Origin of the sequence: Nostoc sp. DedSLP04 (assembly GCF_034530775.1) — a bacterium.
GTDB lineage: Bacteria > Cyanobacteriota > Cyanobacteriia > Cyanobacteriales > Nostocaceae > Nostoc.
This window is the reverse complement of sequence record NZ_JAVRCL010000042.1, coordinates 24,089-37,800: the sequence shown is the minus strand read 5'-3', so window position 1 is coordinate 37,800 and position 13,712 is coordinate 24,089. Positions and strand designations below refer to the sequence as shown.

Below are 13,712 nucleotides of genomic sequence, written 5' to 3'. Positions count from 1 at the left end.
GCTTGTTAGCGATATCGATCCCTAGATAGAAGTTCTGGCATCAATAGTTATGAAATGAATTCACTATTTTGATAGATTGAATTTTGAGTAAAGATTATTTCTTGGGAATTCAAGGTAAAATTAAACAGTTTACAGTTTTTGAACATCCGCGATCGCCCTTCAGTTAATTAACTTGCGATCGCTTCCAAGGGGCGATTACGCCATCGCAATTGAATTTTTACGATTGGAGCGTTTGCATTCTGATTTTTTCTTCAGTCCAATCCAACATCCGATCGGTAGTACACCTACTACAAAGCCAATGCTGAGTTTCAATTAGAAATTCTTTGAAACCGGGGTGCAGAAATCACACAAATCTACTTAGCTTTCAAGGCATCTCTCAGAATTGACTTGTAATTTACAGACAGATCCGAATCTGTATAACCGCAACCAATAAAACCTGTTTGGGTCAGCATCAACAACGCATTCTTTTGTTCCTGCTGAAGCTGCTGGTAATACAACGCAATAGCAGACTTAATCACATTCGTTACTGCTTGATTAGTCTGCTGTTGAATAAAGGCTAGTCGATCGGCATACTCGTCATCTAATCGTGCATTAATTCGCATCGTTAGGTTCGTTTGTCATACAATCTGTATGACAAACATAATATATCTGCTACCTCGTCAACAACTTCCGGCGCAAATTATCCAACGCTGCATTTGCACTCACATGACGAATTAAAGCTCGACCTCGCACAGTACCAAACTGATACTCAAAACTTGTCACTTCATCGTTTGGCCCGGCTAAACCAATGTAAACTAAACCCACTGGCTTTGTATCTGTCCCTCCGGTTGGGCCAGCAATTCCAGTAATACTCAGTCCCCAAGTTGTTGCAAGGCGGGTTTTGACTCCAACAGCCATTTGCTCTGCAACAGTAGCACTTACCGCTCCAAATTTATCTAAATCTTCCTGATTAACCCCCAACAGCCTAACCTTCACAGAATTGTCATAAGAAATTACTCCACCCCAAAAGTAATCAGAACTCCCAGAAATTTCAGTCAACATTTGCCCTAAACCGCCACCAGTACAAGATTCTGCCACTGAAAGCGTTTCTTTTGATGCCCGTAACAACTGACCAACTACAGAAGCGAGAGTATCATTATTAACGCCATAAAAATCCAGTCCGGCAATTTCTTTAAGTTGTTTTTCAATGGGCGCAATTAGGGCTTCTGAGGCTGCTTCTGAATTTGCTTTTGCAGAAACTCGCAATCTAACTTCCCCTTTACCTGCATAAGGGGCGACTGTGGGATTTGGCAACTTTAAATACGAAGCAACCTTTTCCGCTAAAGCAGATTCACCAATACCCCAAAACTTTAAACTCCGACTGTAAATAATTTCTTTACCCCAACCTTGACTTTTGAGAAATGGCACAGCTATTTCTTCCCACATCACATGCATTTCACTGGGAACACCGGGAAAGGTAAAAATCGTGATTTCAGGACGAGGTTGCCAAATGATACCGGGTGCTGTTCCAGTAGGGTTGGGGAGAATTTCTGCACCTTGGGGAATCAAAGCCTGCTTGCGGTTACTTGGTGACATAACCCGACCACGTTGGGCAAATTTCTGCGTTATGTCTTCAATAATGTCAGAACGTTCTACCAAAGGGACTTTAAAAAAATCGGCGATGGTTTCACAGGTGAGATCGTCTGGTGTGGGGCCGAGTCCACCAGTGAACATGAGAATTTGCGCTCTGGAAATAGCAATTTCTATAACTTGCTTCAACCGTTCTGGATTATCCCCAACCACTGTTTGATAGTAGTGGGGAATACCTAGTTGCGCTAATTGTTGCGCCAAAAATTGAGCATTGCCGTTGAGGATATCTCCTAGCAATAGTTCAGTACCAACACAAATAATTTCTGCACTCATTAGAAGGAATAGTTAGGAGTTTGGAATTAGGAGTTAGGAGTTTGGAGTTAGGAGTTAGAGTTAAAAGTTCAAAACTTAAAACTCATCACTCTTAACTCTTAACTCCTAACTATCATCTCAGGCTAATGCTGGTACAGGAATTTCCAGATGAGGATATAAGGGGAAGCGATCGCACAATGCCGCTACCCGTTGACGACAATCTTGGGTTACTACGTCGGAATCTGGAGAAAGTAAGCGATCGCTAATAATATTGGCAATCTCGGTAAATTCTGCTACTCCTAAGCCCCGCGTGGTCATTGCTGGCGAACCTAACCTCAGACCGCTAGTAACAAATGGCGACTGCGGATCGAAGGGAATAGTATTCTTATTAGCAGTAATATTCACGTTACTGACTAGCCGATCTGCCTGCTTACCAGTTAGACTTACAGATCGTAAATCTACCAAAATTAAATGATTGTCAGTGCCGTTAGATACTAACTTTAAACCACGGTTTTGCAGTTGTTCGGCCAAAGCACGAGCATTTTCAATCACTTGGGCAGAATAGGTTTTAAACTCAGGTTTGAGGGCTTCTCCAAAAGCTACTGCCTTGGCAGCAATCACGTGTTCCAATGGCCCGCCTTGGCTGCCAGGAAAAACAGATTTATCTAGCTTTTTACCTAGTTCTGCGTCGCTAGTCAAGATTAAACCCCCTCTAGGGCCGCGTAGAGTCTTATGGGTAGTTGTTGTTACCACGTGACAGTGAGGAATGGGGTCGGGATGAAGACCAGTGGCAACTAAACCAGCAATGTGAGCAATATCAGCGAGTAAGTAAGCGCCGATTTCATCAGCAATACTACGGAATTTTTCAAAGTCAATTACACGTGGATAAGCCGAATAACCACAAATCAAGAGCTTAGGACGCTCCCTCAGCGCCAGCTCGCGAATTTGATCGTAGTCAAGTTGTTCTGTTTGTTGACTGACACCGTAGTGGCTAACTTGGAACCACTTACCTGAAAAATTTACAGGAGAACCGTGGGTAAGATGTCCCCCATGAGACAAATCCATCCCCATAATTTTGTCCCCTGGTTCCAGCAGCGATAGAAATACTGCAAAATTGGCTTGTGCACCAGAATGGGGTTGTACATTCGCATGAGCCGCACCAAATATCTGTTTAGCACGGTCGATCGCTAGTTGCTCGATTTTGTCGATAAACTCACAACCGCCATAGTAGCGTTTACCAGGTAATCCCTCAGCATATTTATTTGTCAGTACCGAACCTTGAGCCGCCAGTACAGCAGCAGACGTAAAGTTTTCACTAGCAATCAATTCCAAGTGATCTTGCTGACGCTGTAGTTCGTCGTTGATTAACCCTGCGATCGCCGGATCGCTGGAAGAAAGAAAGTCTGAATTAGTCCTAGTCACTTGAATTATCCTTATGGAAATTTGTACAACGGCTGATTTTGGTTAGGCGCAGCCCCTAAATATACAGTCAAGAGCAATGGTTTTTGACTGCTGTACAGAGGCAATTAATCGTCTCCGTACTATTGAGGTTTATTTGTGCCAACTTAATTTATTATTAGACCCAAGCTCGATTAATGCATTAATTATCATAACGTTGCTTTTTGAAATCCTCACCTTGCTGGGTGTTGTGAGGTCGTTAGACAGTATTGTTTATGAACCTATGTTAAATAATGCTTAGTGCGTAGGCGTAGCCCGTCGGAGACATCGCTGCTCTGTAGCATGATTCATGAACAACAAGAACCCCGACTTCTTTAATAAGTCGGGGTTCCGCGGGTTGCAATTCTCACAAATCAAAAAATCAAATAGAATTCATATAGCGATTTTGATAGTAAGCCAAAATCTGGTTAACTCGTTGCCGACTTTCTAAGCTAGAGTTTGCTGTCCACGAGAGGCTCAAGCCAGCAATTTGACTTTGATTGTAATCAAACTGTTGGGATGACTGGGGAATTAAATCCACTTCCACCCCTTCGACTTGACGTAAATGAGCTGCTATTTCTCTATAAACAGCTAAAGGCAAACCAGCGAATTCAATTTCCTTAGTCTCCATCTTTATGAAGCTCCCACATTAAACGTATTTTGGGGGGGCGTTGTCACTGAAATTGCATTGCCGCTAGCAGATGCAGCTGACGACGTTGATTTGACAGTCCCTTCCCCTACCATTTTGGCAACTTCAATACCATATTGTTCCAAAATCACGATGGGGTTGTAGCCCTGATTCATTTCAATACGTTTAATCAGTACACCATTTGCTAATCGCTGTCCCGCTTGTACATACCGACTTGTCGGCTCATCCGGTACCTTGATAATTGCTTGTGGTTCTTTACTAATTAGAACTACACCAGTCACAACTACTGCCCTTGCTAACTCAGGCTGTGCTGGTGGTGGTAATACAGAGACTAAAGTGGGATTGGGAACAACTTGAGGCAAAACTTTAGGCAACACTGAAGTCAAAGTAGGATTGACTTTTTTTGGTACAACTGAAGTCAAAGTAGGATTGACTTTTTTTGGTACAGAAGAAACGTTGTTTTTCTTTGGATTTAAAGCGATTCTGCGTGTTGGAAGTTTTCGTACTGCTAGTGATGCAGTAGGTAGTTTAGGAACCACGGGAACTGGTCTTCCAGATGTTTTAGCCATTCCGGGAATAGTCTGCCCGAAAAGTTGTGCAAAAGGATCGCTTCTAGCTTTTGATACCACAAGTTCCCGTGTCCGCTCTGTAGCATTCGTGGATTGAATCAAGTTAACAGATGCAAGATTAACTTGTGAGACCTGTTTAGCCGGTATCACTGGATTCTTAAAGGATTGAGCCGCTGGTGGCGACTTTTTTGCTATTTTGGGAACTGGCACAGGATTGATGGCTTGTGGTGTATCTTCAGAAGCACATCCGGCGAGCGCCAAAGTTAGAATAGCTGCAATTGTAATTTTTGAAGTTATGCCCATGAGCCTTTCTCAAAAGCCATTGGAAAATTGAAAAGTGAAAATAAACAATGCCTAAAATTTGGATCAAAGGCAAAGTATGTTCCCTTTATAACCTAATTTTTTACATTTCAAGGGTTATTTTTAGCACTGCATACCCAGTATAACTGCGGTTTGTTTTTTGCAGTCAATCTTCTGTCACACCCATAAGCTCTTTCATCAAATCCAGTCCTTTCTTGACTCGACGGGAAACCGTTACTACACTGATGCCCAGATGTTCTGCGACTTGTTTTTGGGTCAAATCTTGCAAAAACACACATTCCAACACATCGCGGGTGCGTTTTTCTAGCTGAACCAAAGCTTGTTGTAAGCGAAGTTGGTCTTCTTGTGCCAGTTGAAAGCTGCGATAGTGAGGATCTGGAACCAATTCTCCCAAGCAGGTAGAACCTTCTTCTCCATCTTGGATTGGCACATCAAGACTTAAGGGAGCGCGATTGACCCATGCTAATTTAATTTCTTGCCATTCGTTTGGAGAAATTTCCAGTGCTGCGGCTAATTCCGAGTCGGTTGGTTGCCGATTGTGTTTTTCACGCCAAGAACGTGATACTCCTATTGCTTGCTGTTGGAGCGCTAACCATTTCCGAGGAATTCGTACGGTGACACCTTTATCTCGGAGATAGTGTTGAATTTCACCCCGAATATAGGGAAGAGCGTAGGAACTGAAGGCATGTCCCTTGGAAATTTCAAATCTTTCAATAGCTCTGATTAAACCCAAACATCCAACCTGGAGCAAATCATCGTAGGTTTCATGACATTGATTTGTCCAATAGTGAGCTTCTTTTCTCACAAGTCCAAAATTGAGTTTTACCAGTTGATTGCGGATGTTTTCTGACGGAGATTGCTGATATTCTCGCAACAACTGCCAAATTTCGTGCTTTAGTTCATTGGTGACTGTGGTAGGCATAGCACCGGGTTTATTGAGCAAATAAAGAATCAATTATTATTCGCTTTTTAAATTCAGCTGCGATCGCACGATATCAAATGAAATATTGCGATATATTTCCTAGCAAATACTATGGTAGATAATAAAGACTTTCTATTAAAATTCCATAGGTTACTTGACAATCGAGCAAAATTTAAATGGGCGAAATCATTATTTAGTTGGTTATTTATCTTTGATATGACTTGTAGCTTTTTTAGAACCACATAGAAATAAAATATAAAATTAATCACTAAATATCAAACCGAGATTGTACTTAACTTGAGTTAATTAATCATGAAGTTAATTTAGATAAACGAAACAACAGTAGTCCAGCTTTTATTTCACAAGCAAAAGTTGGATTCACAGTAAAATTACGTGCTCATTCCACTAAAATTTATCCAATAATTAAAAATTACTAATAATTTAAAAAAAATTATGTATATTTACGCAAGCCAATAAAAAAAGGGCATCTCACCCTTTTTTGTACTTAAGTCTATAGTGTTTTAATGAAAGGAAAAAGGTTAAAGGGATAAATCAAGTGACCCATAAGACTGAGGAATAAAAATTTTTTCAATTGCCAGGGCTATTTTGCCCATAATTTTACTCAGATTTACCTTTATCCCCATTTTTTTAAAAATCTATCTACCCTCTTTTTTCAAGAGGGTGGATAGTTTAACTTTTGCGAGCAAGTCTGAATAGTTACAGAATTGTCGTTTTGAGTGCCAGTCAGTTACCTTACTTTCAAGGATTTAGCCACGAATCGATTCAACCCGTCCATAAAATAGACCGCGAATCTTGACTTCTTTAGGTTCGCCAGCACCTAAATCTGTATCAGATGGCTGTTCGCTCTCGAAAGTGCCAGCAATTTCACCGCTAGAACCGTCTATTTTAGCGATTTGCAGAGAAATCTTGCCATTGAGATTTTCAGCACGCTTGACGTTAGTGCGGGTAAGTTGTTCATCATCTGCTTGGGCGGGGAGAGCAACAGCATTATCGTAGCCACTGACGACACCACGACCTTTAGGATCTAGGAAGGCAGCACCACGATAGGAAGGGACTTTAAAGCTGCCTTCAAAGTCCGTAGAGGTGTTAATACTGGTCAAGCTGGGTTGGCTTTGAGCAACCAAATTTTTGATGGTGAAGAGGAAAGGTACTCGCTCACCACCAGGAAGTTGCACAGTGATGGCTTGGAAGTCAAGACCATCAGTTTCCGTAAAGGTCAGGCTATTATCTGCGTTAACTTTTAGATTACCTTGCACCTGGTCAATAGTGGAAGTGTATCTGGTCAACAATTTGCCGGCAACAAATTCTGCTTCTTGGCGTTTATTAGCAGGTTCTTCTTTGATGAAGAAGCTAGTTGGTTCCAAGCAAAGTTCTTTGATGGTATAAGACTGGCTAGAATCAATGGGAATGGAGCCACGGCGTGTTTCTCCTAGTTGGGGGCATTTGTTAGCCAAGCCAGTGCCGCGAATTTGATCGTAAGTGAGTACATCTCTACCACTACTGGTAGTAGGAGCATCACTACAAGCGGTTATTAGCCCCAGGCACAAAGCCAAGAATGCAACAATTAAAGCGCGATACCTCATGGTCAACCTCAATCTCAAAAATTAATATCTAAGTTGTAAAACTGCATCGAAGCTTTGATCTCTGATGAGAAGCCGCTACTCTGCAAAAAGCTACCTTTGTTCGGACACGGCTTTGCTCTGATTAAGAGAGTTGAAGCAAGTGTTCGGGTGTCTAGTTGTCAGACGCTGCTCAAACTTTTCTCTGCTAAACGTAGTTAAACGTGTCGCTCTCTTGAGCTTGGAGTGTAAACCCCAGACTAAGTAGAACACTGCATCCATTTTGGATGTGTGTTACTAGGGGAGCAAAAAACCAGCAGTTTTACTGTTGGTGGCATTTGTTTGGAGTTGGGCGAGTGTATGAGTAAGCCTCACACAGAGAAGCATAAATGCTTGTGCCTTGAAAAGTGCAAACAGGGGTGTCTGCTTCGCACTTTGCTCTTGCTTATTGCAAAAGCGTCGTCGCCCAAGTCTTTTTGTATCATGTATGTGACGCCACTACATACAGCCCATTGTTGGATGGGTAAATCAGCCAGATCATACGATTTTTTTTAACTCAAAATCAAAGTTCTCAAAATCCAAGAAAGTCTCGTCTCGATCGCATCTAGCTTCTGTAAAGCCTATGCTAAAGGTTACTACGCTCTTTTTGGAGCGATCGCAATTGCTTTTGATAAAGATACAAATCTAGTTATATTCACCCCTAATTAGGGCAACTCAGGAGATGCGGTAACATGGAGACAACTGACAAACTAGGGAAAATTAAAAATCTCCGGTAAATTTGAGTTGACCTCATTTATACGGAAAAGGTGGCATGAACGATCGCAAAAATATTGAATCAGAGAAGTTGTCTGGTAAACTGCAAGCGATTGCAACTGTGGTGTATGATGCCGCTACAGGTTGTGAAGGCGATACTGTAGCTCTTTTGGCTTTGCTGCGGCAATTAGAGCAGTTACACCGAGAGATCCGGGATGGGATTTTTCAAGAAAGTTTGCCTGTTAACCGCCGCCAACTTTACTCACTGCTGAAAGATATTGAGTCTGAGGGAGGCTGGCCCTACATTGAGCGCATGAGGCTACAAGCCTTTTTAATAAATTTGCCACAAGAGGCTCCCGAAGAAAATAGCCATGAAGTTTTGGAGAGCGATCGCTCTTTTAGCTGATTAGCTCGAAATTTATTTCTAGCTTTGAATTAATAACTCCGATCGCCTCACCAACCGCTAAACTAAAAGCGGTTGCTCATTGAGGCTTCAACCTAATTCATAATTTGTAATTAAAAACGGTTTGTACGGATTATCCCATCGCAAAGAAGGCGATCGCGCTCTTCAAGATTGCGGTTGTGCTTAAGGTAATCACTCACCCAATCGCAACCACGAACAAGCAGGTCGTCAAGATTTAAATTCCACAGAATTATCGTGTTGTCAGTACTTGCTGATGCTAGTGTTTGACCATCTGGGCTAAAACTGACACTTAATACCCCAGCGCGATGTCCATTAAGACTTTTAATTAACTTGCCTTCAGGACTCCAGAGTTTCACTGTACTGTCCCAATTGGCGGCGGCGAGTAATTCACCATTGGGGCTGAAAGTCACGGCATTGACGCTATCGCTGTACCCTTTTAATAAGGTTTTTAATAACGTCCCATCCCGTCGCCACAGTTTTACGGTGTTATCCCAGCTGGCAGAAGCCAGTAACTCGTCAGTGGGACTAAAGCTGACACCTGTCACCCAGCTGTTATGGGGTGAGAAAGTTTTTAACAATGTACCATCCCGTTGCCAAAGTTTAACAGTTTGGTCATCACTGGCAGAGGCTAAAACTTGACTATTATGGCTGAAGTTTACACTATTTACAGCATCCTGATGCCCCACTAAGGTTTTGAGCAACTTGCCCTCACGATCCCAAAGTTTCACTGTTTTATCTTTGCTAGCTGAAGCCAAAAACTGACCATCAGGACTGAAATTCACGCTCATCACACTATTACTATGCCCGTGGAGAGTCATGATTAAAGTACCGTCTAACCGCCAAAGTTTCACTGTTTTGTCAAAACTTCCTGAAGCCAGCATTTCACCTTTGGGGTCAAAACTGACACTAGTAACTTCATTTTTGTGCCCCACCAAAGTTTTGTAAAGTCGAGTTTTGACCTCGCCATTGGTGGTGTATCGTTGCCAAAGTTTGACAGTGCGATCGCGACTACCAGAAGCTAGCATCCGGCCATCGGGACTCCAAGCAACGCTCAAAACTCGCTTCCGATGCCCTTGAAGAATAGACGGTCTTGGAGCATCTAAACTCCATAGTTTTATACTTTTGTCGAAACTTCCTGAAGCTAGCAATTTGTTTTTTGGACTGAAAGCTAAACTGACAACATCATCGCTGTGTCCTTTGAAGGTTTTGAGTAAAGTACCAGTAATACTCCAGAGGTTTATGGTTTTATCTTCACCTGCGGAAGCTAACTTTTTACTATCGGAACTAAAGCTCAAACTCCACACTGTACTGCGATGCTGCCGTAAAGTTTTGTAAGGACGAAAGTCAAAACTGTGTTTAGTGCTGTTACTTTCCCTGAGCCAAAGTTTCACTGTTTTATCTCGACCTGTTGAGGCCAAGAATTTACCGTCTGGGCTGAAAACAGCTATCATCACAGCTTGTTGATGTCCCTGCAAAGTTGTAACAAGGCTACCGTCCCGTCGCCAGATTTTTACTGTTTTATCGTCGCTGGCCGAGGCGATGAATTGACCATCGGGACTAAAGTTTACCCAGTTAACCCACCCTCGATGTCCTCTCAGTATTTTTACTAAGCTACCGTCTTTGTGCCAGAGTTTTACAGTTGTATCCTTACCGCCAGTAGCTAACAACTCACCATCAGGACTGAAATTAACGCTGTCAACCGAATCTCCGTATCCTTTCAGGGTTTTATATGGTTTAGGGTCAAATTCATCTGTAACCGGGTTTTTGTGCCAGATTTGCACTGTTTTGTCAATGCTGGCGGATGCTAGAGTTTGACCATCAGGGCTGAAACTTACACAGGTAACAGCACCAGTGTGACCTTTAAGGGTTTGGAGTAAGGTACCGTCAGGACGCCAAAGTTTCACTGTTTTATCTTTACTGCCTGATGCTAGCAACTGACCATCTGGGCTAAAAGTTACTCCCCAGACAACATCAGTGTGCCCTTCCAGACGGTTAACCTCAGTTACCCCGTAAACTGCTTGTTGTAAGGCTGTTACCACCCGCATTCGGGTATCTGGCTGCACGATCTCTGCTTGTTTCAGTTTTCTCCAAGCCCGCAAACCTTCTAATAAGGCATCAAATTCTTTATTAGATGCAAACAGAGCTTCGCTAGCAGCAGCGATTCCACTAATTTTCAAGTTGGTTTCACTACGTTCAGCTCGTAGAGTTTGGCGGATTGCTGCTCTTTTTTGTAAGTCGGCTTGCCACCATAACGCTGCTATTGTTCCTCCCATAATTGCTAGGATTGCACCTGCTATCCGTGCTTCCCGCAATCGTCGTTGCAATACCAAATTTAGTTGCTTTTGACTAAGTTGTTGGGCTGCTTCGGCTCTAGTTTTTTCAAGTTTGATTTTTTCTAATTCAGCGAGCATACCATAGTTGTTCTTTTGGCGAATTGGTTCAACTAAATAATCGTGAACCAACTGGTAGCGATCGCCTAACTCTTCTCTGACTCGCAATACCAAGCCTGAACCCACCAATATTTCTAAAATCAGTTCTCCAACTTTGTCAAAGCTTGATATCGTATCTATATCATAATTATTAACTAATGCAGCTGCTAAATCAGCTTTAGTTTTTAAAGGTCGCGTCCCCTTTTCATCTGTTAATTCAAATAATAATTTCCAACTTAAATCTTCGTTCTCTTGACCGCAGTCTTTGATAACTTCCCCTAACCAGCGTTCCACTAATTTTGCCGAGCCACCACAAAGCTTATATTCTGCAAGTGTCGTAATGTTTTCTATTTGTAGTTGAGCGCCGACTATTTGTAATTCAATTGGATGTACTTCGTCTAGTTCTCCTGTCAAATCCTGGACTAATCGGTTAATCAATTCTTCACTTAGTTCATAATGTGAACGTTGAGTAAGGCTGTGAATTATGGCTTTGGCATCTCGGCTAGAGAATTTTCCTAAATAGTAGCGAATATCCTTATCAAGGATATTTTTATTAATTACTCCTAAATCATATAAGCCAGTACTATTTTTCTGACTCAAACGTTCAAACTCTAACAAATGATGTAAATAATCTTCTCGTAATGAAAGAATAATTTTTACATAAGAAATATTTAAACATTCACTAAAAAATTTATAAAATTCTATTCTTTGTGTAGGAGGATTATTAACAAAGAAAAATTCTTCAAACTGGTCTAATATGATAACTATTGTATAATTGCGCTCAGATGCTAGCCGAATTCTTTCTAGTATTATGGTAGGTGTAGAGTCAATATTAACCGATATTCCTGTGTATGCTAATGCTTGGTTGATACTGCTACTCAAGATTGTTATCCAATCAGTATAAACAGACAAAACAATCGGTATAGGAATACGTTCACCAATAACTTTTCCCTTGAGTGCTGGGACTAAACCAGCTTTGAGAATTGAACTTTTCCCTACACCAGATGGCCCATAAATAACTGTGAGTTTGTAGTCAGCGCGGGCAATTCTTTCAATTAAGCGATTGACATCTTGTTGCCGTCCAGAAGCAGATATCTCTTGAGCAATTTCTTCAGGAATAAACGGTATTTTCTGAGGTTCTAGTACTGGGTTAATTCTAGGGCGTTGTGGCTGTAATTGACTTGCTCCGATAAAGGCACGAAAGCCATACTGATGTTCTATTTTAATTTTTTCTTGCTTCAGCTTAAAGGCTTCTGTATAGTTATGACACTCAAAAAAGTAAAGTGATCGCAGTTCCTCTAAAATCTCTAAGTATAGTAATGGCTGATGTTGTAGCTCACAAACTACCCTTGCCCATTCCAAGTTATTGATAGCTTCCTCGCACTCACCCAAATGCCGTTGTGTGCGTGCTAGCAACAGAAGATACCAACTTTCTTGTCGTCGTCTTCGCAAAGCGTCTCGCAGAGAGACTTGTGTTACTTCTTCGGAAATAGAAAGTGCTGTATTTGCTAATTCATGAGCCAGTACCCAATTCGATTCCGAAGCCGCCACATTTGCCAAAAATCCATAATTTTGAGCAACTTGTGCGGGAGTTCCATAAGTTTTATGTAGGTTTAATGACTTTTGAGCTAATTCTTTTAAGTCATCCCAAGCTTGTAAGCGTTGCAGCATTTCACAAGCAGGCAAAATGAATTTAGCAACTAAGTCTTCTCTTTGTACCTCCTCCAATAGCTCTAAGCATTGTTTAAACCACAGCAGAGCATGTTCGCAATAGCTACTAGTATTCTGATATAAATCTGCCATTCGGTGATAACAAAGCCCCAAGTGGAATAGTACTATTGCTTGCTTGAGTAAAGATGAGGGGGGCATAGGATGAGGACATGAGAAGGGCAAAGAAGAATTACTCTCCCACTCTGCTATTCTCCTAGCTTCTTGCTGCCATAATGCTAGGCTTCTTTGATAATTGGCTAAAGCACCATTAATTTGATCGTTGGCGTATTTATCTCGCCCCAACACAAATTCTAAACTAGCTTCTAATCCTGGTGTTAATTTAACGTTATATAGGCGTAGTAAATCATTACGTGCTGATTCTATTTCGTGGCGGTGTTGCGACTTAGGATCTAAATCTAGGAAGGCATTAGATAAAAACGTTTCAGCACCTGCTTCTAAAACTTTTTCAAATAAAGATTCTTCCTCTTGAGATATCAAAGCAATTAAATCTGCTTTGGCCATTTCAAATTTGATAGTGGTTGCAGCCCAGCTTTTGAAATCAGGCGCTAATCTTGAAAGCAATGATGCTACTTCATCCTGTAGCCACAACACGACTGGAAATGGAAAAGTAGCAGCATAGATATCTCGTGCTTGGTTGATACCTGTAAGTAAGTTTTCTAGGTCGGTAGTTGATTCAATACCGAAAATCATTACAGCAGACGGTAAAGAGTCTGTAAGGACGGCAGGATTATCTAAAGATAGTTCTGAAATTATTGTGCTGTGTAAAGAAGTAGTTGATGGATTGAGAACGATTTCTCTGATATAAATTTCTTTAGTGTTCGAGCGAATATTCTCTAACATTTGCTCGCGTAATCGCCCATAGTTGCATCGAACTAAAATCAGAGCAAATTGACCTTCGGAAAGTGCGATCGCTCTAATCAATCTTTGTAAAGTATGCTGATTTTCTTTGGTGTAGACGCGTAGCTGTTTGTCATTAGTCATTGGATATGGGGCATTGGATATGGGGCATTGGATAT

9 protein-coding genes are annotated in these 13,712 nt (G+C 41.5%); 1 reads left to right on the top strand and 8 read right to left on the bottom strand.

Annotation, left to right across the window (positions count from 1 at the left end; translation table 11 throughout):
• Window positions 1-353 precede the first annotated feature (353 nt).
• The 7 genes from RMX89_RS22495 to RMX89_RS22465 all read right to left on the bottom strand — a co-directional run bounded on the left by RMX89_RS22495 (window position 354) and on the right by RMX89_RS22465 (window position 7,383).
• Entirely contained in the window at window positions 354-602 is a 249-nt protein-coding gene (locus tag RMX89_RS22495; RefSeq protein WP_322690504.1) for a CopG family transcriptional regulator, read from the bottom strand.
• A gap of 49 nt (window positions 603-651) precedes the next feature.
• Window positions 652-1,902: a competence/damage-inducible protein A gene (locus RMX89_RS22490; RefSeq protein ID WP_322690503.1), complete on the bottom strand. Its 1,251-nt coding sequence runs from the start codon at window positions 1,900-1,902 to the stop codon at window positions 652-654.
• 117 nt (window positions 1,903-2,019) lie between these two features.
• Window positions 2,020-3,303, bottom strand: coding sequence for a serine hydroxymethyltransferase (gene glyA / locus RMX89_RS22485; protein WP_322682510.1), 1,284 nt, complete (start codon window positions 3,301-3,303; stop codon window positions 2,020-2,022).
• A gap of 397 nt (window positions 3,304-3,700) precedes the next feature.
• Window positions 3,701-3,949: a hypothetical protein gene (locus tag RMX89_RS22480; RefSeq protein WP_322682509.1), complete on the bottom strand. Its 249-nt coding sequence runs from the start codon at window positions 3,947-3,949 to the stop codon at window positions 3,701-3,703.
• Window positions 3,950-3,951: 2 nt separating this feature from the next.
• A complete protein-coding gene (locus RMX89_RS22475) occupies window positions 3,952-4,839 on the bottom strand; it encodes a hypothetical protein (RefSeq protein ID WP_322690502.1) in 888 nt (295 codons plus the stop codon).
• A 163-nt stretch (window positions 4,840-5,002) separates the two neighbouring features.
• Complete coding sequence (locus RMX89_RS22470; protein WP_322674403.1) at window positions 5,003-5,779, bottom strand: RNA polymerase sigma factor SigF; 777 nt, start codon at window positions 5,777-5,779, stop codon at window positions 5,003-5,005.
• Between the two features lie 767 nt (window positions 5,780-6,546).
• Window positions 6,547-7,383, bottom strand: coding sequence for a photosystem II manganese-stabilizing polypeptide (locus RMX89_RS22465; protein ID WP_322674402.1), 837 nt, complete (start codon window positions 7,381-7,383; stop codon window positions 6,547-6,549).
• A 787-nt stretch (window positions 7,384-8,170) separates the two neighbouring features.
• Here RMX89_RS22465 and RMX89_RS22460 point away from each other — a divergent pair.
• On the top strand, window positions 8,171-8,518 hold the full coding sequence (locus RMX89_RS22460) for a hypothetical protein (protein WP_322690501.1): 348 nt from the start codon (window positions 8,171-8,173) through the stop codon (window positions 8,516-8,518).
• A 110-nt stretch (window positions 8,519-8,628) separates the two neighbouring features.
• On the opposite strand, the gene RMX89_RS22455 is transcribed toward RMX89_RS22460, so the two are convergent.
• A complete protein-coding gene (locus RMX89_RS22455) occupies window positions 8,629-13,677 on the bottom strand; it encodes a hypothetical protein (protein WP_322690500.1) in 5,049 nt (1,682 codons plus the stop codon).
• Window positions 13,678-13,712 lie beyond the last annotated feature (35 nt).

What these genes read in the sequence shown, in the direction of transcription:
- RMX89_RS22495 (WP_322690504.1), bottom strand. Translation starts at nt 602, where the DNA reads ATGCGAATTAATGCACGATTAGATGACGAGTATGCCGATCGACTAGCC.
- RMX89_RS22490 (WP_322690503.1), bottom strand. Translation starts at nt 1,902, where the DNA reads ATGAGTGCAGAAATTATTTGTGTTGGTACTGAACTATTGCTAGGAGAT.
- RMX89_RS22480 (WP_322682509.1), bottom strand. Translation starts at nt 3,949, where the DNA reads ATGGAGACTAAGGAAATTGAATTCGCTGGTTTGCCTTTAGCTGTTTAT.
- RMX89_RS22475 (WP_322690502.1), bottom strand. Translation starts at nt 4,839, where the DNA reads ATGGGCATAACTTCAAAAATTACAATTGCAGCTATTCTAACTTTGGCG.
- RMX89_RS22470 (WP_322674403.1), bottom strand. Translation starts at nt 5,779, where the DNA reads ATGCCTACCACAGTCACCAATGAACTAAAGCACGAAATTTGGCAGTTG.
- RMX89_RS22465 (WP_322674402.1), bottom strand. Translation starts at nt 7,383, where the DNA reads ATGAGGTATCGCGCTTTAATTGTTGCATTCTTGGCTTTGTGCCTGGGG.
- RMX89_RS22460 (WP_322690501.1), top strand. Translation starts at nt 8,171, where the DNA reads ATGAACGATCGCAAAAATATTGAATCAGAGAAGTTGTCTGGTAAACTG.
- RMX89_RS22455 (WP_322690500.1), bottom strand. Translation starts at nt 13,677, where the DNA reads ATGACTAATGACAAACAGCTACGCGTCTACACCAAAGAAAATCAGCAT.